24 protein-coding genes are annotated in these 21654 nt (G+C 62.7%); 9 read left to right on the top strand and 15 right to left on the bottom strand.

What is annotated here, in order from left to right:
* Positions 1-57: 57 nt before the first annotated feature.
* Positions 58-852 (top strand): succinate dehydrogenase iron-sulfur subunit, encoded by a 795-nt coding sequence (locus tag FHS84_RS02985; protein WP_166930245.1) that lies wholly within the window; start codon positions 58-60, stop codon positions 850-852.
* Here FHS84_RS02985 and FHS84_RS02980 read toward each other — a convergent pair.
* Positions 821-1735: a LysR family transcriptional regulator gene (locus tag FHS84_RS02980; protein ID WP_166930243.1), complete on the bottom strand. Its 915-nt coding sequence runs from the start codon at positions 1733-1735 to the stop codon at positions 821-823. The two genes, FHS84_RS02985 and FHS84_RS02980, sit on opposite strands and share 32 nt — an antisense overlap.
* A gap of 7 nt (positions 1736-1742) precedes the next feature.
* Entirely contained in the window at positions 1743-2705 is a 963-nt protein-coding gene (locus FHS84_RS02975) for a YeiH family protein (RefSeq protein ID WP_243850693.1), read from the bottom strand.
* 525 nt (positions 2706-3230) lie between these two features.
* Between FHS84_RS02975 and FHS84_RS02970 the strand changes: the two genes are divergently transcribed.
* Positions 3231-5909, top strand: coding sequence for an alpha-L-rhamnosidase (locus FHS84_RS02970; protein ID WP_166930239.1), 2679 nt, complete (start codon positions 3231-3233; stop codon positions 5907-5909).
* Between the two features lie 68 nt (positions 5910-5977).
* Here the strand turns inward: FHS84_RS02970 and FHS84_RS02965 are convergent, their stop codons facing one another.
* Complete coding sequence (locus FHS84_RS02965; protein ID WP_166930237.1) at positions 5978-6334, bottom strand: hypothetical protein; 357 nt, start codon at positions 6332-6334, stop codon at positions 5978-5980.
* A 46-nt stretch (positions 6335-6380) separates the two neighbouring features.
* Between FHS84_RS02965 and FHS84_RS02960 the strand changes: the two genes are divergently transcribed.
* Both FHS84_RS02960 and FHS84_RS02955 read left to right on the top strand, forming a co-directional pair.
* Positions 6381-6596, top strand: coding sequence for a hypothetical protein (locus FHS84_RS02960; protein WP_166930235.1), 216 nt, complete (start codon positions 6381-6383; stop codon positions 6594-6596).
* 107 nt (positions 6597-6703) lie between these two features.
* Positions 6704-6940, top strand: coding sequence for a hypothetical protein (locus FHS84_RS02955; RefSeq protein WP_166930233.1), 237 nt, complete (start codon positions 6704-6706; stop codon positions 6938-6940).
* Here the strand turns inward: FHS84_RS02955 and FHS84_RS02950 are convergent.
* Positions 6897-7754, bottom strand: a complete 858-nt coding sequence (locus tag FHS84_RS02950; protein WP_166930232.1) for a ferritin-like domain-containing protein — start codon at positions 7752-7754, stop codon at positions 6897-6899. The genes FHS84_RS02955 and FHS84_RS02950 overlap by 44 nt on opposite strands.
* Before the next feature lie 278 nt (positions 7755-8032).
* Between FHS84_RS02950 and FHS84_RS02945 the strand changes: the two genes are divergently transcribed.
* A complete protein-coding gene (locus FHS84_RS02945) occupies positions 8033-8437 on the top strand; it encodes a DUF7450 family protein (protein WP_166930229.1) in 405 nt (134 codons plus the stop codon).
* Between the two features lie 69 nt (positions 8438-8506).
* Here FHS84_RS02945 and atpC read toward each other — a convergent pair whose 3' ends face one another.
* The 8 genes from atpC to lepB (FHS84_RS02905) form a co-directional block, all read right to left on the bottom strand.
* The gene (atpC, locus tag FHS84_RS02940) at positions 8507-8887 is read right to left on the bottom strand and encodes an ATP synthase F1 subunit epsilon (RefSeq protein ID WP_166930227.1); all 381 of its coding nucleotides are present in this window, start codon (positions 8885-8887) and stop codon (positions 8507-8509) included.
* A gap of 60 nt (positions 8888-8947) precedes the next feature.
* A complete protein-coding gene (gene atpD / locus FHS84_RS02935; protein ID WP_166930225.1) occupies positions 8948-10390 on the bottom strand; it encodes a F0F1 ATP synthase subunit beta in 1443 nt (480 codons plus the stop codon).
* A gap of 20 nt (positions 10391-10410) precedes the next feature.
* Positions 10411-10815 carry an organic hydroperoxide resistance protein gene (locus FHS84_RS02930; RefSeq protein ID WP_166930223.1) on the bottom strand — a complete coding sequence of 135 codons (405 nt, stop codon included), beginning with the start codon at positions 10813-10815 and terminating at the stop codon, positions 10411-10413.
* A 14-nt stretch (positions 10816-10829) separates the two neighbouring features.
* On the bottom strand, positions 10830-11702 hold the full coding sequence (locus FHS84_RS02925) for a F0F1 ATP synthase subunit gamma (RefSeq protein WP_166930221.1): 873 nt from the start codon (positions 11700-11702) through the stop codon (positions 10830-10832).
* Complete coding sequence (atpA, locus tag FHS84_RS02920; protein ID WP_166930219.1) at positions 11702-13231, bottom strand: F0F1 ATP synthase subunit alpha; 1530 nt, start codon at positions 13229-13231, stop codon at positions 11702-11704. The genes FHS84_RS02925 and atpA overlap by 1 nt, the downstream gene beginning before the upstream one ends.
* A 57-nt stretch (positions 13232-13288) precedes the next feature.
* On the bottom strand, positions 13289-13849 hold the full coding sequence (locus FHS84_RS02915; RefSeq protein ID WP_166930217.1) for a F0F1 ATP synthase subunit delta: 561 nt from the start codon (positions 13847-13849) through the stop codon (positions 13289-13291).
* Positions 13850-14097: 248 nt separating this feature from the next.
* Complete coding sequence (gene lepB, locus FHS84_RS02910; RefSeq protein WP_208393670.1) at positions 14098-14922, bottom strand: signal peptidase I; 825 nt, start codon at positions 14920-14922, stop codon at positions 14098-14100.
* 54 nt (positions 14923-14976) lie between these two features.
* The gene (gene lepB / locus FHS84_RS02905; protein WP_166930215.1) at positions 14977-15834 is read right to left on the bottom strand and encodes a signal peptidase I; all 858 of its coding nucleotides are present in this window, start codon (positions 15832-15834) and stop codon (positions 14977-14979) included.
* Between the two features lie 130 nt (positions 15835-15964).
* On the opposite strand from lepB (FHS84_RS02905), the gene FHS84_RS02900 reads away from it, so the two are divergent.
* From FHS84_RS02900 to FHS84_RS02890, 3 genes are all read left to right on the top strand, one after another.
* A complete protein-coding gene (locus tag FHS84_RS02900) occupies positions 15965-16492 on the top strand; it encodes a peroxiredoxin (RefSeq protein ID WP_166930213.1) in 528 nt (175 codons plus the stop codon).
* Between the two features lie 262 nt (positions 16493-16754).
* Positions 16755-17228 (top strand): preQ(1) synthase, encoded by a 474-nt coding sequence (gene queF, locus FHS84_RS02895; protein WP_166930212.1) that lies wholly within the window; start codon positions 16755-16757, stop codon positions 17226-17228.
* Positions 17229-17378: 150 nt separating this feature from the next.
* Positions 17379-18686: a hypothetical protein gene (locus FHS84_RS02890; RefSeq protein ID WP_166930210.1), complete on the top strand. Its 1308-nt coding sequence runs from the start codon at positions 17379-17381 to the stop codon at positions 18684-18686.
* 15 nt (positions 18687-18701) lie between these two features.
* On the opposite strand, the gene FHS84_RS02885 is transcribed toward FHS84_RS02890, so the two are convergent.
* Together FHS84_RS02885 and FHS84_RS02880 are read right to left on the bottom strand one after the other, a co-directional pair.
* Positions 18702-19238, bottom strand: coding sequence for a PAS domain-containing protein (locus FHS84_RS02885; RefSeq protein WP_166930208.1), 537 nt, complete (start codon positions 19236-19238; stop codon positions 18702-18704).
* Between the two features lie 126 nt (positions 19239-19364).
* A complete protein-coding gene (locus FHS84_RS02880; protein ID WP_166930206.1) occupies positions 19365-19904 on the bottom strand; it encodes a PAS domain-containing protein in 540 nt (179 codons plus the stop codon).
* 147 nt (positions 19905-20051) lie between these two features.
* On the opposite strand from FHS84_RS02880, the gene FHS84_RS02875 reads away from it, so the two are divergent.
* Entirely contained in the window at positions 20052-20747 is a 696-nt protein-coding gene (locus tag FHS84_RS02875; protein WP_166930204.1) for a hypothetical protein, read from the top strand.
* 16 nt (positions 20748-20763) lie between these two features.
* On the opposite strand, the gene FHS84_RS02870 is transcribed toward FHS84_RS02875, so the two are convergent.
* Positions 20764-21645 (bottom strand): DUF1684 domain-containing protein, encoded by an 882-nt coding sequence (locus tag FHS84_RS02870; RefSeq protein WP_166930202.1) that lies wholly within the window; start codon positions 21643-21645, stop codon positions 20764-20766.
* Positions 21646-21654: the final 9 nt, after the last annotated feature.

The following is a 21654-nucleotide window of genomic DNA, read 5'->3' as shown; positions in this document are numbered from 1 at the left end:
GCGGCCGTCCGGCTTTGCTAAAGCTGGTTCCCCGCCGATTTTTCCCCGGAGAATCAGATGGTTCAATTCGTGCTGCCGAAAGGCTCCAAGCCCGTCAAAGGCAAGACGTGGGAAGGGCCGAAGGAGCCGAATGGCAAAAAGGCCAAGCGGACCAAGGAATTCAAGATCTACCGCTACGATCCGGCGGACGGCGGAGCCCCCCGCATCGACACCTACACGGTCGATCTCGATAGCTGCGGGCCGATGGTTCTGGACGCCCTCATCAAGATCAAGAACGAGATCGACCCGACACTGACCTTCCGCCGCTCGTGCCGCGAAGGGGTGTGCGGCTCATGCTCGATGAACATTGCGGGCGTCAACACGCTGGCCTGCACCAAGGCGATCACCGACGTCTCCGGTCCGATCAAGGTCTATCCGCTGCCGCATATGCCGGTGGTGAAGGATCTGGTGCCGGACCTGACGCATTTCTACGCCCAGCACGCCTCGATCAAGCCGTACCTGCAGACCAAGACGGCCGAACCCGAGACCGAATGGAAACAATCGCCGGAAGAACGCGCCAAGCTCGACGGCCTCTACGAGTGCATCCTGTGCGCCTCGTGCTCGACCGCGTGCCCAAGTTATTGGTGGAATTCGGATCGCTATCTCGGCCCGGCGGCGCTGCTGCAGTCCTATCGCTGGATCGCCGACAGCCGCGATGAGATGACCCCCGAGCGCCTCGACGATCTCGAAGACCCGTTCCGGCTTTATCGCTGCCACACCATCATGAACTGCGCCGCCACCTGCCCGAAGAACCTCAATCCGGCCGAGGCGATCGGCAATATCAAGCGGATGCTGGTGAAGCGCGGCGTTTAGTGCGTTTGTCTTCGCGGACCAGGGCGAGAAACGCGTTTGCGGCGGCGCTGCCATAGCGCTGCTTGTGGCGCAGCACATAGAAATGCCGCTTCGGCAGAGCGAAGGGCAGGCGCTCCAGCGTGCCGCTGCGCAGCGCCCCGTCGACCGCATGGCGGGATAGCAGCGTGGCGCCGGCACCGGCTTCCACGGCCGCGCGGACGGATTCGTTCGACGGCAGTACGAGCACGATTTTCAGCGCCGCGGCCGGTACTCCCGCTTTGTGCAGCGCCTCTTCCAGGATCACGCGCGTGGCGGAGCCGTGCTCGCGCAGCACCCACGGGATTTTGGCCAGATCGGCGGCGCCGAGGCGTTTGCGGACGGGGACCAGTCCGGGCGGCGCCACCATCACCATCTCGTCGTCGGCAATCGCGGTCACCGACAGCAGCGGATCGTCGATCGGGCCTTCGATGAAGCCGAGATCGACTTGGCCTTCATGCACCGCCTCGCGCACGGTTTCGGTGTTGCCGATGGTGAGCGTGAGGGCAATGCCGTCGTTGCCGGCGTGAAAGCGCTGCATCAGCGGCGGCAGCCAGTAATTGCCGACCGTCTGGCTGGCGGCCAACGCGAGGCTGCCGATCTTCAGCGCCGACAGATCGGCCAGCACGGTCTCGGCTTCGGCCGCCCGCGCCAGCACCGCCCGCGCCTGGGCGAGAAACCGCTTGCCGGTCTCGGTGAGACGGATGCCGCGGCCGACGCGGTCGAACAGGGTGACGGCATAGCGGCTCTCGATCGCCGCCACCGCGGCGCTGACCGCCGACTGGGTGAGGTGCAGCGCCCGCGCCGCCTGGGTCACATGCTGGCGTTCGGCTACGGCGACGAAGATGCGGAGCTGCTCCAGGGTCATTGGCGAGTCAGGCGGTCAATTCGATCAGCATGAGACTGAATCCGGCGACGAAAAGAAAGGCGGCAAATCCCAGAAGCAGCGGCTTCAGGCCCTTGGCGCGCAGTTTGGCGAAGTCGGTTTCGAGCCCCATGCCCGCCAGCGCCATCGACAGCAGGAAGGCGGTGAAGGCGGCCACAGCCTGTTTGTCGGCGGCCGGAATGGTCACGACGCTGTTGAGCCCGACCAGGGCGACAAAGCCGAGCACGAACCACGGCAACGGCACAGGGCGGCGATGCTTGGCGGCCTTGCCGTAGTGCTTGATAAGGCCGAGGCCGATCACCAGCGGCGCCAGCATGGCGATGCGGGACAGCTTGGTGATGGTGGCGAACTCGCCGGCCTCTTTGCCGTCCTGGAAGGCGGCGCCGACCACCTGGGCGATCTCGTGGATCGAAGACCCCGCCCACAGGCCGTACTGGTGCGGGGTGAGGTGCAGCAGCGCCGGAAACAGCGGATAGACCAGCATGGCGATGCCGCCGAACACGGTCACGCACGCCACCGCATAGGCGACGTCTTCGTCGGGCGCGTCAGTTACGGTGTTGGTGGCGATCACCGCCGAGGCGCCGCAGATCGAGGTACCGGCGGCGATCAGTTCGGCCAGCTTGCTCTCGACGCCAAGGCGCCGTCCCAGCCATTTGGTGAAAACGAAGGTCGCGCCCAACACGACGGCGATCAACACTAGGCCGGTGAGGCCGACTTGGGCGACTTGCTGGGCGGTCAGTTGCAGGCCGATCAGGATGATGGCGAAGCGCAGGATGCGGCGCATCGAGAAGCCGACCCCGGCTTTGGCGCGGACCGGCGTGCCGATCAGGTTGTGGAACGCCATGCCGAGCACGATGGCGATGATCAGCGGACTGAGACCGGAGAACAGCCGGATGGTGTGGACGGTCCCGGCAAAGGCGGCGAGGGCGGCGGTGAGGAGAAGGCCCGGCAGCACGCTACGCGCGCCGGATAGAAGCTGGGAAAGATCAAAAGGGTGGATCCGCTGGGCAGGGGCATGCATGCAGGAACTCGCGTTTTATACGCGGGCAAACTGGCATATGCCGCTTACATCTATCCAATTCATTATAACGGTTCAATCGTTCGGGATAATCGAACGGTCAATACACCATAGCGGCGATGCGGCAGTCCATCACATTCGGAGGGCCGCCTTCCGGCGATCATCAGAGGCGGCGTTCGATCTGCCGCACTGAAAAAGCTTATGCGGTGGGCGTTTTATTCATTTATCGCCTCCCCAATGGTCCGGGTATTTGAAACGTCCTGGAATGGTAACTAAGGGCCACGCCGGACATGCCTTTGGGCTGGTAATCGCATGCCGCCCGGTTCCATAGTTATCCGTGATAACGGCGTCGTGGAGCAGAGCCAAATGGGGATGTGTCGTAGAACTTTTTTGACGACAGCCGGAATTGTCCTTGGAACGCCAGGCGCTACGGCATCCGAAGGCTTGAAAGCGGACGGCTTGCGGATCGAGAAGCCGCAGGTTGAACGCCTCGACAACCCCTTGGGTTTGGAAGAACGGCGCCCTCGTTTTTCCTGGCGGATCGCGGCCGGCGGCCGGAACATCCGGCAGGTATCGTATCGCATTCGCGTGGCATCGAGCATGGAAGTGCTCAGGGCGGGACGCGCCGACATCTGGGACAGCGGACAAGTCTTATCGCGGCGTTCGGTCGATGTGCCGTATGCCGGGCCGGAACTCGCATCGCGGCAGCGCTGTTATTGGTCGGTCGAAGTTGCCGACAACAAAGGCCGGATCGCGAAGTGTGCGCCTACCTGGTGGGAAATGGGCTTGCTCGCCAGCGGTGATTGGAACGCGGCGTGGGTCGTCGTGGAGGACGCTGCCGGCAAGGCCTACCGTGCGGCACATCGAGCCGGCGAGACGGCGAAAGCGTATCCCGCACAACCGGCCATGCTGCTCGGCCGTAGGTTTTCCGTCGCCAAATCCGTTGTTCGCGCCCGTCTGTACGCAACCGCGCTTGGTGTCTATGAGGCCCGTATAAACGGCAAGCCGGCAGGGGATCGGACTCTGGCACCGGAATTAACGGACTACCGCAAACGGCTGCTCTATCAGGTATACGATGTCACCGAACTGATCGTACGCGGAGAGAATGTCCTGGCCTCCATGGTCGGTGATGGCTGGTATGGAAGCCCGTATAGCTGGGAACCGAAGGCCTACATGTTTGGCGCCCCGCCCAACCGGTTTCTGGCTCAATTGGAGCTGTTCTATGCCGACGGGACAAAGGACCTTGTCTGCACCGACGAGCATTGGCGCATTGCGGCGTCGCCCGTTCGCTTTTCGCAGATATACGATGGTGAGGTCTATGACGCGCGAATGGAACAACCCGGTTGGGATTCCATCGGGTTTGACGATAGCGCCTGGGCTCCGGCGGAAATAGGTGAAGCTCCTCCCGCGGTTCTCGAAGCCCAGCTATCACCCCCGATCCGGAAAGTGATGAAGCTGAAGCCTGTCGCCGTGACCGCGCCTGAAGCAGGCATCGCCGTTTTCGATTTCGGCCAGAATTTCGCGGGTTTGATCTGGCTGAACGTAAAAGGGCCGGCCGGCACAGAAGTGAAGCTGCGCTTTGCGGAATACCTCGCGCCATCGGGCCGAGTGGATCAGTCCAACTTAAGAACGGCTAGAGCACAAGCCACATACATCCTCAAAGGCGACCCGAACGGCGAAACCTGGGAACCTCGCTTCACCTATTTTGGCTTCCGTTACGCCGAGGTGTCCGGTTTTCCAGGCGAAGCTTCAAAAGATGCGGTAACGGGCGTCGTCATTCACAGCGATTTGCCCGCTACCGGTGAGTTCCGTGTCGGTAACCCCGTGATCCAGAAGTTCTGGCAGAATTCGGTCTGGAGCCAGCGTTCGAACTTCATGGGCATTCCCACGGACTGTCCGCAACGGGACGAGCGTATGGGTTGGCTCGGCGATGCCCAGGTATTCTGGGATGCCGCTTCCTTCAACATGGATACGGACGCCTTTGCGAACCGCTTCATGGGCGATGTTCGGGCGGGCCAATCCGCGGATGGCGCCTTCCCCGAAATGACCCCGCATGCGATGGGCGACGGCCGCTTCATGGGTGCGCCAGGCTGGGCGGACGGCGGTGTCATCATTCCGTGGACCGTTTTCCGCCACTATGGCGATACCGCCATTATCGACCACAACTGGGCCGCCATGGAGCGATGGATCGCGTATATCTTGAACGCAAATCCAGACCGCGTTTGGCGAAACGGGCGAGGCAGCGATTGGGGCGATTGGCTCGCGATCGATTCCGGTGACAAGCCCACGCCGAAGGACCTCATCGGGACGGCGTTCTGGGCCTATTCCGCGTCGCTTATGGCCGAAATGGCAGCGGCTACCAGCAGAACCGAAGCGTACGCGTCCTACAAACGGCTTGCCGCCGAGATCGCCGCCGCATTCCGGAAGGAATATGTCCGCGCCGATGGTGAAGTGGGAAGCGGCAGTCAGACCAGCTATATCCTGGCGCTCGCCTTCGGCTTGTTGCCGGAAGCCCTGCGTAGCGCGGCGGCAGACAAGCTTGCATCCAATATCCGCGCCCACGGCACCAAACCTTCGACAGGATTCCTCGGAACGCCGTATATTCTCGATGCCTTGGCATCCCACGGTCACGAAGACCTCGCGGTCGAGCTGCTTTTGCAGACCGGTTATCCCTCCTGGGGCTACATGGTCATGAAGGGCGCCACCACGATGTGGGAGCGGTGGAACAGCGACACCGGCGACATCGCGATGAATTCCTACAACCACTACGCCTTCGGTGCGATTACGGCGTTTTTGTACCGTCGCATTGCGGGCATCGATCAGACGGCGCCGGGATTCGAACAAATCCTCATCCGCCCCATCTGCGATCCCCGGCTCAAATTTGCCGTCGGCAGCTATGAGGCCGTGTATGGCCGAATCTCGACAGAGTGGCGCAGAAACGCGATGGGGCTGCAGCTCCGTGTCACGCTTCCGCCGAACACCGATGCTGTCATCCAGATTCCGGCTTCGACAAACCAGACCGTCCTCGAGAATGGACGGCCCATGCGGCCGCGTGATGGTCTGAACATTCTCGCACGCGATAGCCGCATAGTGGCGGTATCGGCCGGGTCAGGCAGCTACAAATTTTCCGTTGTCTGAGCGAAGAAGTTGGACCGACTGGCGTCCGCTTTCGGACATATGCTCCTTTGCCTGATGTGTGGGCGTGCTCAGCACACCGTTTTCGCCAGCGCGCTGCCCATCGAGTCCGAGGCGCCGAGTGGGTCGGGTGGCTGGCCGGAGAGGTCGGCGGTTTCGTAATAGTCGCCGGTGAGAAGGTCGTATTCGTCGGCCTCGAGACTTTGGATCGTGCGGGCGGTGCAATCGATCCGGACCTTGAACACGACTTGCGGATTGCGGCTGTCGTGCCATTTGACGATCCGCACCGCGCCATCCTTCTGCACCGTCGAGGGGGCGTAGAAGAACTTCACGTCCTGGAACGTGAAATACGAAACCCAATCGGATTCATTTTGCGCCAGGGCAGGGGCCGTCAGCGCCGCGGCGATCAGCAGAATTGGAATTCGCATCAAGAGCCCTCTTGCGACTACCTCAAGTTGAGATCATAAAAGCGGCATGACTAAGGTCATCGCACTTCTTGGCGCCTGTGCAGCGACGGTGCTCGTGATCGTGTACGCGGCCCTTCCGGTGGATGTTCCCGCGTGGCTCCTCTGGCTGGCGCTTGCATTCGGCGCAGCGATTACGCTCGCCTGGGGTTGGCAGACCCGGTTCGGAACCCGCCGTTCGTCGCCCGATGAGATCAGGCCGCCGACGTGGATACGGTGGCGCTGAGCGGCTAACACCGTTCAAGCGTGCCGCGCCGGTCAGTAACGCGGCCATCACGGGTCACAGACGGGCCGCAATTTCTCCCCCTTGAAGCCACGCCGGGGTGTCACCACATGACCCCCATGACCAGAGTGTTTGCCCTTCTCGTATCCTGCGCGGTGACGCCCCTCGTATTTGTGGCGGCGGCCGGATTGGCGGACGTGCCGGCTTGGCTGATGGTCCTGTCGCTCACGTTCTGGGCTGCGGTGGTCGGAGTGTCGGTGTGGCAGAACCATTTCGGCTTGCGGCCGCAGCCCGTCGCCGAGATCAAGCAGCCGCTGTCGCGCGGATCAGGCCTGCACGCACCGTGAGCATGCGCCACAGGCCGGCTCCGGCCAGTTTGACGGGCCATCCCTGCGGATCGGCGCCGATCGCCTTGGCGATCATCCGGGTCAGTTTCTCGATGTGGCGACGGCGGTAGATCCTGAGCGTGGTTGTGGTCACGGCGCGCGAGCAGGCGGTGCGGCTGTAGGGGCGGGCGGTCACTTCCGAGGCGGGGACGGTGGCGCAATAGCGGGAGAACGCGATCTCGTCGTCGTCGCTTTCGGCGGCGCGGCCGACCGCGATGACGATCTTCCTCCACAATGGCAGGTCGGCTTCATCCTGGGTCTGAAGAGTTTCGTAGAACAGCTTGTAATGGCGGTATTCGTCGGCCGCGATGCGTCCGGCGATTTCTTGCAGTACCGGTTCAGCCGTCGCTTCCTTGATGGCGGTGTAATAGGACGAGGTGCCGCTTTCGACCACGCAGCGCGCGATCATCTCGCCCCGTTTGGAGCCGCGCACCGAGGTCTCGTCGGAGCCGTCGAAATGGGCCGGGCGGTAGCCGGCGCGAAAGCGTGCGAAGGCGTCTTCCAGATCGAACGACGGATCGGCCATCTCCGCCCAGCGGCCGAGCACCAACCCATGCTGGCTCTCTTCGCGGCCCCATTGCTCAATGACGGGATGGAACGACGGATCGGGGAAGACGCGCTTGAGATAGCCGACATAGTCCGGGGCATTGTACTCGACCAGCGCCGCCGACTTGATCGCGTCGACCAGCCACGGCTCCGCCTTGGAGCGATCGAACTTGTCCCACGCGATATCGTCTGGGCTCCAGCCCTGCCTATAGACCGGTTCTGACGTCATTCTGGCCTCGTGTGTGCACCCGTGTGCATAGATTATAACAAGACCAAAACGCATGAGGGAACCGGCTGTTCTGAGATCATCTTTTCAAAAAGAGCGGTTGTCGAAGCTGTCGTAACGACAAACGCGCTGCAGCTACGACTGGGTTGCACGTTCAACGCCGCTGTCCTGCTAAACTGCATGCCTCAGCGTCTGCGTAGGCGGATGTATTCGCCCGCAAGCATCCGTCCGATTGGATTGGGCATCAAAAGTGGCTTCGGCCACAGGCGCAGGAGGTTTGCATGAAAAATGTATCGACCGGCGCGTTACTCGGCGCGCTCGCAGGCATGATGATCGCGCTGCCGGCAGCGGGGGCGGATATTCCAAAAGGTAATCATTACCTCTGCTATCCGGTGAAGGATGTTTCGTTCAAGGCGCGCGACGTGGTCCTCACCGATCAATTCGGCAAGTGGAAAGCTACCCTGGTGCGGCCGGTGCAATTGTGCACGCCGACCGCCAAGATGGTCGGCAAAACGACGTATCCGATCGTCGATTCCAAGCTGCACATGGTCTGCTACGAAGTCAAAATGGAGAGCAAGAAGACGCCTCCGGTGCAGACCGCCGACCAGTTCGGCACGCTCAAATTCCAAGCCTATCCGGCGAACATCGTATGCCTGCCGGCCGGCAAGACGGTTCTGAAGGAGTAACGCTGCGTGCAAAACAAAACCGGCGTGCATGGGAATGCACGCCGGTTGTCTATTTTGAACGGTGCCGGATCAGGCGTCGGCGCGCAGCTTGGTCAGCGTGTCGAGCTTGGCCTGACGTACGGACTTTTCGGTGTCGGTGACCGCCTTGGCGAGACTTTCCGTGACCGCTGCGATGCGGGCATCGATGTCGTTCGCCGGGATGGCTTCCTCGGCCAGCACCGTCAGCTTGGTCTGGGTGACTTCGGCAAAGCCGCCGAGCACGAAGAAGCGCTGGGCTTCCTTGCCGCCCGAGACGGTGATGACGCCGGGGCGCAGAGTGGTGATCACTGCGGTATGACCGGCCATCACGCCCATGTCGCCTTCGGAACCGGGGATCGTGACCATGTCGGCATCCGCGGACAGCAGAAGCTGTTCGGGAGAGACGAGGTCGAAGGAGATTTTGTCGGCCATGCCGTTTCTTCTCTCATACATCGTCATGGCCGGGACCGGCCCGGCCACGACGGTCAGTGATTACGCCGTTTCCTTGGCCAGCTTTTCGGCCTTGGCCACCGCGTCTTCGATGGTGCCGACCATGTAGAACGCCGCTTCCGGCAGATGGTCGTATTCGCCTTCGATGAGCGCCTTGAAGGAGCGGACGGTGTCCTTGAGGTCGACGAACACGCCGGGGAAGCCGGTGAAGACTTCGGCGACGTGGAACGGCTGGCTCAGGAAGCGCTGGATCTTACGGGCGCGGGCGACCGTGACCTTGTCCTCTTCCGACAGCTCGTCCATGCCCAGGATGGCGATGATGTCCTGCAGGGCCTTGTAGCGTTGCAGGATCGCCTGGACGCGGCGGGCGACGTCGTAGTGCTCCTGGCCCACGACATGCGGGTCGAGAATGCGCGAGGTCGAGTCGAGCGGGTCCACGGCCGGATAGATGCCGATTTCGGTCAACGCACGCGACAGCACCGTGGTGGCGTCAAGGTGCGCGAACGAGGTCGCCGGCGCCGGGTCGGTCAAGTCGTCGGCCGGCACGTAAATGGCCTGCACCGAGGTGATCGAACCCTTCGAGGTGGTGGTGATGCGTTCCTGCAGGGTGCCCATGTCGGTGGCGAGCGTCGGCTGATAGCCCACCGCCGAAGGAATACGGCCGAGTAGAGCCGACACTTCCGAGCCGGCCTGGGTGAAACGGAAGATGTTGTCGATGAACAGGAGCACGTCCTGGCCCTGGTCGCGGAAATACTCGGCGACGGTCAGGCCGGTGAGGGCGACGCGGGCGCGGGCGCCCGGCGGCTCGTTCATCTGGCCGAACACCAGCGAGCACTTCGAACCGGCGGTCGAACCCTTCTTGGGGTCCTTGTTCACGCCGGACTCGATCATCTCGTGATAGAGGTCGTTGCCTTCGCGGGTACGCTCGCCGACGCCGGCGAACACCGAGTAGCCGCCGTGCTTCTTGGCGATGTTGTTGATCAGTTCCTGGATGAACACCGTCTTGCCGACGCCGGCGCCGCCGAACAGGCCGATCTTGCCGCCGCGGGAATACGGAGCGAGGAGGTCCACTACCTTGATGCCGGTGACCAGCACCTGGGCTTCGGTCGACTGGTCGGTGAAGGACGGGGCTTCGGCGTGGATCGGGCGGTATTCGGCCGCGTCGACCTTGCCGGCTTCGTCCACCGGATCGCCGATCACGTTGATGATGCGGCCCAGCGTGCCTTCGCCGACCGGAACGGCGATCGGGCGGCCGGTGTCGGTCACGGACTGGCCGCGGACGAGGCCGTCCGTGGTGTCCATGGCGATCGTCCGGACGATCGATTCACCCAAGTGCTGCGCGACTTCGAGCACGAGCCGGCGGCCGTGATTGTCGGTTTCCAGCGCGTTCAAAATCTGCGGCAGATGTCCTTCGAACTGAACGTCCACCACGGCGCCGGTGACCTGCGCCACCTTGCCGATTTTGTTGCTCGTCGTCGCGTCCATGTGGGAGTTTCCTTGCGAATTTAAAGAACAGTCAGGGTGACGGGGATATTTCCGCGCGTCGCCTTGGAGTAGGGGCACATCTGATGGGCGTCATCGAGCAGGGCCTTGACGGCGGCCTTGTCTGCGCCCGGAACCTTGAGACCGATTTCGGCGGCCAGCGAGAAGCCGTCGTCGCCCGCGTTCAGCGTGATCGAGACGTGCACCTGGGCCGAAGCCGGATCGATGTTGTGCTTCTTGGCCAGCACGATCACCGCCTGATTGAAACAGGCCGAATAACCGATGGCAAAGAGCTGTTCGGGATTGTGGGCATCGCCGTCGCCGCCGAGTTCCTTGGGGAAGGACATGGCGAGAGCCAGCGTGCCGCCTTCGATACCGGCGCGGCCGGCGCGGCCGCCCTTGGAAATCGCTTTCGTCGTATAGGCCATGATCGTTCTCCTTCTTAGAGCGCTTCTGCGCCCGAAATGATTTCGATCAGTTCCGAGGTGATCTTGCCCTGGCGCGTGCGGTTGTAGAGCAAGGTCAGCTTGTTGATCATCTCGCCGGCGTTGCGGGTCGCACCGTCCATCGCGGTCATTTTGGCGCCGAATTCGCCTGCCACGTTTTCCAGCAGTGCACTGAAAATCTGTACGCTGATGTTCTTGGGCAGGAGTTCGGCGAGGACTTCCGCTTCGTCCGGCTCGTACTCGTAGACTTGGCCGGTCTTGCTGTCGGTTTCCTCGATCGCCGCCGGGATCAGCCGCAGCGCGGTCGGGGTCTGCGTCATCACCGACCTGAAGCGGGCATAGATCAACGTCGCGACGTCGAACTTGCCTTCCTCAAACCATGCCAGCAGCTTCTTGCCGATTTCGTCGGCATTGGCGAAACCGAGCTGGCGCACGGCAGTGAATTCCACCGTGTCGACGATCAGTTCGGCGTACTGGCGCTTGAGCTGATCGCGTCCCTTGCGGCCGACGCAGAGGATTTCGACCTTCTTGCCCTCGGCCTTCAGCTCCTCGATCTTCACCTTGGCGAAGCGGACGATGTTGGAGTTGAAGCCGCCGCACAGGCCGCGGTCCGCGGTGCAGACGACGAGCAGATGCTTGTCGTCCTTGCCGTTGCCGGTGAGCAGCTTGGGGCCGCCGGGGTTGTTCTTCAGCCCGGCCGCCATGCCGGAAATCACCGCCTTCATCTTCTGGGCGTAGGGGCGGGCGGCTTCGTTGGCGGCCTGGGCGCGGCGCAGCTTCGACACCGCGACCATCTGCTGGGCCTTGGTGATCTTGCGCGTCGCCGTGACGGAGGCGATGCGGGTGCGGAGCGCTTTCAGGCTTGCCATCAGACGAACTCTTTCGCGTAGTCGTCGATCGCGGCCTTGAGCTTGCCTTCGATTTCGGCATTCAGGGCGCCGACGGTGCGGATGGCATCGAGGATGTCCTGGTGCTTGCCGCGGAACAGCGAGAGCAGGCCCTTCTCGAAGGCGCCGACCTTGGCGACCGGCAGCTTATCGAGATAGCCCTTCACGCCCGAGTACAGCACGACCACTTCTTCTTCCACGGCCAGCGGCGAATACTGCGGCTGCTTCAGGAGTTCGGTCAGGCGGGCGCCGCGGTTGAGGAGGCGCTGGGTGGACGCGTCGAGGTCGGAACCGAACTGGGCGAACGCCGCCATTTCGCGGTACTGCGCCAGTTCCAGCTTGAGCGAGCCGGCGACCTGCTTCATCGCCTTCACCTGCGCCGACGAACCGACGCGGCTGACCGAGATGCCGACGTTCAACGCCGGACGGATGCCCTGATAGAACAGGTCGGATTCAAGGAAGATCTGGCCGTCGGTGATCGAAATCACGTTGGTCGGAATATAGGCCGACACGTCGTTCGCCTGGGTCTCGATGACCGGCAACGCGGTGAGCGAGCCGCCGCCGTTGGCGTCGTTCATCTTGGCGGCGCGTTCGAGCAGACGGGAATGGAGATAGAAGACGTCGCCCGGATAGGCTTCGCGTCCCGGCGGGCGGCGGAGCAGGAGCGACATCTGGCGGTACGAAACGGCCTGCTTCGACAAGTCATCGTAGATGATGAGGGCGTGCATGCCGTTGTCGCGGAACCACTCGCCGATGGCGCAGCCGGCGAACGGCGCGATGTACTGCAGCGGAGCCGGTTCGGCGGCGGTGGCCGAGACCACCGTGGTGTATTCCATGGCGCCGGCGTCTTCGAGCGTCTTCACGATCTGCGCGACGGTCGACAGCTTCTGTCCGATGGCGACGTAGATGCAGTAGAGCTTCTTCTTCTCGTCGTTCGACTGATTGATCTTCTTCTGATTGATGATCGTGTCGATGGCGATGGCGGTCTTGCCGGTCTGGCGGTCGCCGATGATGAGTTCGCGCTGGCCGCGGCCGATCGGGATCAGGGCGTCGATCGCCTTGAGGCCGGTCTGCATCGGTTCCTTCACCGAGCGGCGCGGAATGATGCCGGGGGCCTTGACGTCGACGAGGCGCTTCTCGCTCGAGGCGATCGGGCCTTTGCCGTCCATCGGATTGCCGAGCGGGTCGATGACGCGGCCGAGCACGCCCTTGCCGACCGGCACGTCCACGATGGCGCCGGTGCGCTTGACGGTGTCGCCTTCCTTGATGGTGACGTCGGAACCGAAGATCACGACGCCGACGTTGTCGGTTTCGAGGTTGAGGGCCATGCCCTTGATGCCGCCCGGAAACTCGACCATCTCGCCGGCCTGGACGTTGTCGAGGCCGTAGACGCGCGCGATGCCGTCACCGACCGACAGAACCTGTCCGACTTCGCTGACTTCCGCTTCGGCGCCGAAGTTCTGGATCTCGCGTTTCAGGATCGACGAGATTTCGGCCGGTTGGATGTTCATCGTATTACTTCCTTTATCCTGGGCAGAAAGAGTGTCTCACGCGTTGGCGTGACGAATTCAGTGGCTGGCGCCCCGCATCGCAAGACGGAGGCCGTTGAGCTTGGAACGGAGCGAAGAGTCGATCATCCGCGAACCGACCTTGACGACGAGGCCGCCGAGGAGGGTGGGATCGACTTCGGTGTTGAGCAGCGGATCGCGGCCGAGCTTTTCCTTCAGCGCGCGCTTCAGTTCTGCGATCTGCGCGTCGTTGAGTTTGTGGGCCGAGAGAACCTGCGCTGCGATCTCGCCCTTCTCGCGCTCGACCAGCGTGTTGAAGTCGCGAATGATCGCCGGCAGCAGGAAGAGGCGGCGCTTGGCGCACAGCAGAAGCAGGAAGCGCGTCGTCAGCGCATCGGCTCCGACCGCATCGAGTACGGCCCTGATGCCCTTGGCTTGGTCGTCGCGCGAAAACACCGGCGCGCGAACCAGCCGCGCAAGATCGGCGCTTTCCGCGAGGAGGCCTTTCAGCGTCAGGAAATCGCGTCCGACGGCGTCGATCGCTTTGGTTTCGAGAGCGAGTTCGAAGACGGCCAGCGCATAGCGCCCTGCGATCCCCGACAGATGAGCTTCGTCTGCCACGCTTTATCCGTTTCATTGGAGCCGGAGCGAGACTCTCCGAAGCTCCACTAAATCCCTGATGGGAAATGAAAAATTAGCGGTGCGCGCGAATCCTTAAACGCGTGCGGCGAGGGCCTTAGCATGGGATGGGAACAGCGTGCAACAAGCGGGGTGGTCGCGGGGAGGGCGTTGGCCAAAATGGCGCAATTCGGTGACGCAATTCTGAACAACACGCCGTCAATTAAGGCGAAATCCGGGCAGCCGCGGCGTCATCGAACCTGCCGAAGCGTACGATCCTTGCGCACGTTCAACGGCCATTCCCAGACTCCGTCGGCGTTGACGAAGTCGACCGAAACAATCACCAGGCGAGCCCGGCCGGTCACATTTGCAGCCGGCAGGAAGCCGACGCCGTTGCGCTCCAGCGGCACGCGGCTGTCGGCCGAGTCGTCGCGGTTGTCCCCCATGACGAAGAGGTGGCCGGGTGGGACCACGTACTCCGGCGTATCGTCGAAGAACCCGTTCCAGCCCTTCTTGTAGATCGGATGCTGGCGGCCGTTCGGCAGGGTCTCGATGAAGCGGTAGACCTCCTCATAGGCGCCGGGCGGGTCTTCGGTCGGGCCGTTCTCGGCTTTGCCGATCCCGTCGGGGCGAAGGGCCAGTTCCTTGCCGTTGATCCAGAGCCGGCCGGCGATCATCTGGACCCGGTCGCCGGGCAAGCCGACCACACGCTTCACCAGGGTCTGGCTCTCATGCCCCGGCTTGCGGAACACCACCACGTCACCCGCCTGGGGCAGGCTGGCGAAGATCTGCTGGGTCGGTGTCGAGCCTGATGCGAACGGGAGTGAATAGCGGTTGTAGCCGTAGGAAAACTTGGTCGCGATCAGGAAGTCGCCGATGCCGAGACTGGGCTGCATCGAGCCGGACGGCACGTAGAACGGCTGGGCCAGAGCCGCCGCGCCCATATAGACCGCGCCGAAAATGAGGAGGGGCTCCTTGGCGTAGTCCCAGACCAGCCGGCTGCGCTCGGCGGCCTTGTAGCGCCGCAACGCCTTGCGCAGCCGAATCCAGGCCGCAAACCACCAGGACCGAGTCATCGTCACGCCCTCCCAGCCCGATACCTGGGGCGACCCGCGGCAACTTTCAAGAGGTTACCGCACCCAGTTCAGGATACGCGAGAAGCGGAAGTTGAACGGCCATTCCCAGATGCCGTTGGCATTCTTGAAGTCTACCGAGCCGATCACGACAAAGGCGCGGCCGACCAGATTGCCGACCGGGACGTAGCCGACGCCGCATTCTTCGAGCGGAAACCGGCTGTCGCAGGAATTGTCGCGATTGTCGCCCATCATGAAAACATGGCCCGCGGGCACGACATAGACGTCGGTATTATCCATGCGGCCGTCCCACTGCTTCTTGAAAATGCGGTGTTCCTTGCCGTTCGGCAGGGTCTCGGTAAAGGTCGGCACCATCGTTTCGCCGCCGAACTCGTCCTCATTGGAGGCGAGGCCGGCGTATTTGATCGGCAACTGCTTGTCGTTGATCCAGAGACGGCCTTCCTTCATCTGGACGCGGTCGCCGGGCAGGCCGATCACGCGCTTGACGAAGGTGATTTTGGGGTCTTTCGGCAGACGGAACACGATCACGTCCCCGACGGTGGGCAGGCGTTGCAGGATCGGCTTGGGCGTCGCCTTGGACTCGCCGAGGAAGACGTAATCGAACGGCATCGAATAGCGGGTGTAGCCGTAGGGGAACTTGGCGGCCAGAACGGCGTCGCCGATGGCCAGCGTCGGCTCCATCGAGCCCGAGGGCACGTAGAAGGGTTGCACCACGATGGTGACGAACCCGAACATCATGACCACCGCATAGAGCGGTTCTTTGATCCAGTCCCACACCGCCTGGACGTCTTTACGAGCGAAAAATGCCGCCACGGGAGCCGGCACCAACTTCGCCACGGTGGCACGAACGCGACCCAGGAAATCGGCCGCCCCCTTCGACTGTTCAGACTTCATCAGGCGGTCGCCCATCGGTTTCCCATACGCATTTCGTGGTTTTTGCCGTGACTTTCAAGGGCAAACGAGTGTTGCCGTGACAGACCGGCACCCCTCATACTCGTCGCCCAAGAAACCAAGGAAGTACTCCATGAAGCGCGCTTTCGCCAGTATCGCATTGATCCTTGCGGCATTACCGGCACATGCCGCCCTCAGCGTGGGCGCCCCGGCGCCCGATTTCACCGCCCAGGCCTCGCTGGGTGGAAAAGAATTCACGTTCGCGCTGGCCGACGCGCTCAAGAAAGGGCCGGTCGTCCTCTACTTCTACCCGGCGGCCTTCACCAAGGGCTGTACCATCGAGGCGCACGACTTTGCCGAAGCCACCGACAAGTTCGCCGCCCTCGGCGCCACCGTGATCGGGGTCAGCCACGACGGCATTGCCAAACTGAAAGAATTCTCGGTCAGCGAGTGCCGCAACAAGTTCGCGGTCGCGGCCGATCCGGACGGCAAGGTGATCGCAGCCTACGACGCCAAGATGCCGGTCGTGCCGTACGCCAACCGGATTTCGTACGTCATCACCCCCGACCACAAGGTCGCCTTCGCCTACAGCGACATGAGCCCCGACAAGCACGTGACCCTCACCATGGATGCGGTGAAGGCGTGGAAGGCGAAGAAGTGAAAACGGCTGTCATCCCCGGCCGAGCAATCCGAGCGTAGCGATGGAGGTGAGGGGAAGGGGACCCAGGTGCAAGCGAGCGGTCGGTCCAGGAGGTGTGGCACAGTCCATTCTTCGCCGGCATGCGGGTGCGGCGACCTGGGTTCCCTTCCCCTCACTGCGCTGACGCTGGCTCGGCCGGGAATGACAGGAAGGTCGGCGCGCTTGGGATGACAATCGCGGATCGGTGCTATAAACCGCGCCGCCGATTCAGACGAACTGTGTCATGCCCAAGAAAACCGACCTCAAGAAATCCCTCACCCAGCTCGGCCATCACGTTTCGCCGATCCCGGCTTCGCCGGCCGTGGCCAAGATCGAGGCGGTGCCCAATCCTCATCCGGGTACGGACTATGTCGTCCGCTTCACCGCGCCGGAGTTCACCTGTCTGTGCCCGGTGACCGGCCAGCCCGATTTCGCGCACTTCGTGATCGACTACTGCCCGAAAGGCGCTCTGGTGGAGTCGAAATCGTTTAAGCTGTTCCTGAACAGCTTCCGCAACAATCCGGCGTTCCACGAGGACACCACGCTGATGATCGGCAAGCGGCTGGTCGACGTGCTCAAGCCGAAATACCTGCGGATTTGTGGTTATTGGTATCCGCGCGGCGGCATTCCGATCGACGTTTTCTGGCAAACGGGCCGTTTGCCGCGGAACGTCTGGCTGCCCGACCTCGAGGTGGAACCTTACCGCGGCCGCGGCTAAGACCAGGAGCGGTAAGGATTATATCGCATAGCCAACAATCCTGGCGCTAAGGTTTCCGGGTGGTTGCCCATTAACTTTGGTATTAGTCGATAACTTTCTAGTTACGTCCTGCGCCTTATTCTCACGTAACGACGTGAGAGTTCCGCATTCATGCTGCAAAGTATGTCACCCATACTATCTGCTGCGGCTTCGCCGGCGTTTCTGGCGAAGGGATGCGTCAATGTGGTGGAACTGGACGCCCTCAAGGAGATCGCCGGCGAACGCTGGCCGCGCATCCGCGACGGCGTTTACGCCCGTCTGGAATTCCTGCTGCGGTCCAAGCTCGGCCCCAACGATCTGTTCGTCCGTCTCGGCGAGACGGCGTATCTCATCACCATGCCGACCACCGAAGCCGACGATGTGAGCGCCATCTGCACGCGCGTCGCGTTCGATCTGCATATGAGTTTTCTCGGCGAGTGCGGATTGGCGCAGATCCACGTCGACGCGGTGGTCGGCGGCGAGGACGATGCGCTGGTGTTGCGGCGCCTGCCGGCCACCACCATCGCCGAGCTCGCGGAGCGGGTCGGTATCGCCGATCTGCTGGCCAAGCCGGACGGCATGATCCCGACATTGAGCGAGCCGTCGGAGCACAGCCAGAATCGCGCCCCTTATCACCGCTCGTCTCACGGAAACGCACGCGGCCGTTCTCCGGCGCAGGCCGCTTCGGCCGAAAGCGCGGTTCAAATCGAGCACCATTTCCTGCCGGTGTGGTCGGTCCCCAATGCGGCGGTCACGACTTATATCTGCACGCCCAAGGCGATCCGCGTTGCCGGACGGCAGTCGACTATTCCGGCGTCTGCGCTGGAGCCCAGAGAGCGGCTGATCGTCGAGATGTCGGTACTGCGTCACGGCATCGCCGAACTGACGCGTTCGCACCAGGAGGGCAAGCGGTTCCTCCTCAACATCCCGCTGTCGTTCGACGTCTTCGGCCCGCCGGCCGGACGGATGGAAGTGCTCTCCGCCTGCCGAGAGATGCCGCACGATTTCCGCTCGTTCATCACCTACGTGATTTCGAACGTGCCGCTCGGGGTGGGGCAGACGGCGCTGGCCAACATGGTCACTGCGCTGAACCCGTTCGGGCGTGCGGTGGTGGCGACGGTTCACCCCGCGACGCGCGCGTTCAGCGGCTATCAGGGTATCGGATTGAAGGCGGTCGGCTACGATGTCGAGGAGTTTCCGGCGCGCGCCAAGTTCGCACAGGACGACGCCGAACGTCTGGCGCAGTTCGCCCGGCGCAACAATCTCGGCACGTTCCTCAACGGCATTTGCGACAAGAATGTGCTGAAATACGCCCAGGATGCCGGCATCCAGTATCTGTGCGGCCCCGCCGTCGCGCCGCCGACGACAACGCCGCGCGGGATGTGGCGCCTGGACTGGGCGCAAGTGCTGGCGAAGCCGGAAGTGGAGTTGTGGGTCTAGCGCCGCAAAGCGGCTTCAGACTGCGGCCGGGCTGCCGATGATCGTGCTGTCGATTTCCAGGTTGGCGGTGCCGATGCCAGCGAGCAGGTTCAACGTGTCGAGCTTGGTGTCGGAAATCGAGACCCCGAGAATGGTGTCGATTTTGCCATTGTTGTCGGCCATCGGCACCAGCAGCCGTTCGATGGCGACCGAACGCTCCGGCCAGGAATAGCGGCCGCGGACGTAATGGAATGTCTGCCGGGAGACGACGATGTCGTAGGTTTCCCGAAGGCGGGCGCACAACGGTGCGTCGCCGATCTCGCTGAGCCACTTGTTGGTCACGTCGTTGCCGAACAACAGCGCCATGTGTTCGCCGATCAGCCGGTAATAGTAGTCTTTGTGATCGTCCCGTACATCGATCAGGAAGTAGTAGCCGAGCAGCGCGGGCACGCGGTTCGGCCGGAAGTCGCGCCGCTTCGGCAGCGCATCGCCGGGAGCGAGCGACTGGAAATAGCGGGCGGCCTCGGCAATCGCCGGGTGGACGGGGCCGGAGAGGAGCGGCTCGAAGTTCATGCCCGTATTGTGCAGCGGAGTTATGCCCGAGCGGTTAAAAAATGCTCAGAACGCGCCCGCTTGTGTACAACTTCCAATATGTTGTGGTCCGTACTATTTCCCGCGCCGGCGGGTGTCCAGGCCGGGTTAAGCCGGCTCGCAGGCCGTCGCGGCCCCGGTAATCGCTTCATCGACCTCGAAACCGGCGGCGCCATTGCCGGTGAACACAATGACGAAATCGTCGAGGGGCAGGGTGGGGATCGTCACGCCGAAAATGCTCGCAACCCGACCTTGATCGTCGGTCATGGGCACCAGTAGCCGCTCGATCGGTACCGATCTGTCGGGCCAGGTGTAGCGGCCGCGGCAGTAGTGAAATGCGCGCGACGCCACGACGCCGTCGTACATCGGCTTGAGAAGATTGCGCAGATCGGGCGGAAGCGTGCTGAGCAACGAGTCTTGCCGATTGGTGCCGAACAGGATCCCGACTTTTTCGCCGACCAGGTCCCAGCGATAGTCACCGGCCAGAACATCGACGAGGAAAATGTAGCCCAGTGCGTGGCGCACGTGACTGGGACGAAAGGCGTGCCGTCTCGGCAATGCGTCGCCCGGCGCGAGCGTCCGGAAATAGCGTGCGACCTCCGCGATCACGGGGTGCACTGGCCCGGAAAGGAGCGGCTCGAAGTTCATGGCCGCATTGTGGCGCGGAGTTATGCCCGAGGCGTTAAAAAATGGAGGCAAAACGCTAAACCGTGCGACTGACAGCAAGTCGCATCTGCTATTGCTTGCAATTTACGGTCGTCTCTCCCAGGCTGCTCGCATTCAAGGGGTGCTTCCATGCGATTTGCAGGTCTTCCGGTTGCGGCATGCGTTTTTGCGGCGATGGCGGCAGGCGCCAGCGCGGACTCGGATGCGGACAAAGGTATCGAATTCCGTCCCTATTTCGGCGCCGCCTACGAGCGGGGCTGGCTCGAGTTCAAGAGCACGACGCTTTACGGCAAGGAAGTTACCGGCTATGCGCCGATCATCGGCGTTACCATGGGCAAGTACTTCGCGCTGGAAGGCTCGGTCCGCAGGGCCTACGGCGACGGCGAGACCGTGAATGCGACGCTGCCGGATGTCCTCACCGATACGACCAAGATTTCGACCAAGACCGTGACGGCCTACCATACCTCGTCATCGGCGTTCGCGTTCGACCTCCTGGTTCGCTATCCGCTCGGCAACACCGGGCTGGCGCCATTCTTCCTCACCGGGATATCGATCGACAAGCTGAAGGAAGTCACCAAGACGGACTCGACGGTCACCTCGCACCTGCGCAGTGCGACGGATACCTCGAAGGACGTCATCACCACCGCCACGGAATACGCCGTGTTGCAGGGCAAGACGGAAGTCAGCCCGGAAATCGGTTTCGGCTTGTCGTACTCCTACGGCGGCGCGGAACTGCGGGTGCTGGGGCGCATCCAGAACCTCAACATGGGCGACACCGGCAAGTACTTCCTGACCGCCAGCGCCGGTCTGGTGATGAAGCTCTGAGACAGCCTTTCCGGCCTTAATGCGCCGCCGCGTGCGGGTCCTTTTCGCCGGCTTTCATCGCCAGCGGAATGAAGTCGACCGCGAACGGGCAGTTGAAGAAGTTCGACCGCGCGCAGTTCGGATTGTAGGCGAAGTTGAAGTCGATGGTGACCGTGGCCGGCGGGAACTTGCCGGCCGGCAATTCGACATCGACATAGCGCCCGGCGTGATAGGCGCCTTTGCCGGTCAGCTCATCGGTATAGAACGAAGACAGCGACTTCACGTCGGCGGGTTTGCGCGCATCGCCGTAGAGGGGCAGGGTGACGGTCTTGCCTTGCAGCACGAAGGTCGCGTCGCCGGCGTGGAAGAACTGCTTGTCGAGCCCGCGCGAGGTGCGGAAGACGTGCGGCGTGAACTTCGGATCGGGCTTGAAGGCGGCACTGACGCGATAGGCCGGATCATAGGGAAACACGTCGATGCCCTTGAACGCCTTCGCCGCCTTGTTGGTCTGATCGAACACCCACAGGCGCAGGCCGGTTTCGCCCGGCGCCATCTGGGTCGCGCCGCCGGTGACGTCGATATCGGGCGCGATATCGATGCCGTTGGCGAGCGCCGCTTCCGGCACCGGCTTGCCGCCCTTGGTCAGCACGGCCTTGCCTTTCTGGAATGAAGCGATCAGCGCCGCATTCGCCGCCTTGCCTTTGGCCCAATGCCAGGTCGCCGGTTTCTTGGGATCGCCGATCAGCGAGGCGAACTCGCCTTCATGGAGGTAGGCGGCGTCGTTGATCTTGAGATAGGCGTGCTTCTGGGTGGCCCAGACGGCGTTGGCGTCCTTGATGCCGTCCTTCCAGACTTCGGCGGGCGTCTTGGCGTCGGCGGCGGTCAGCACCAGGGCGGCGGCAAGGGCGTATTTCAGCATCGCGGTTCC

Source organism: Rhizomicrobium electricum (genome assembly GCF_011762045.1).
GTDB lineage: Bacteria > Pseudomonadota > Alphaproteobacteria > Micropepsales > Micropepsaceae > Rhizomicrobium > Rhizomicrobium electricum.
Note: the sequence above shows the minus strand (reverse complement) of the source record. Positions and strands in the feature narration are given on the sequence as shown.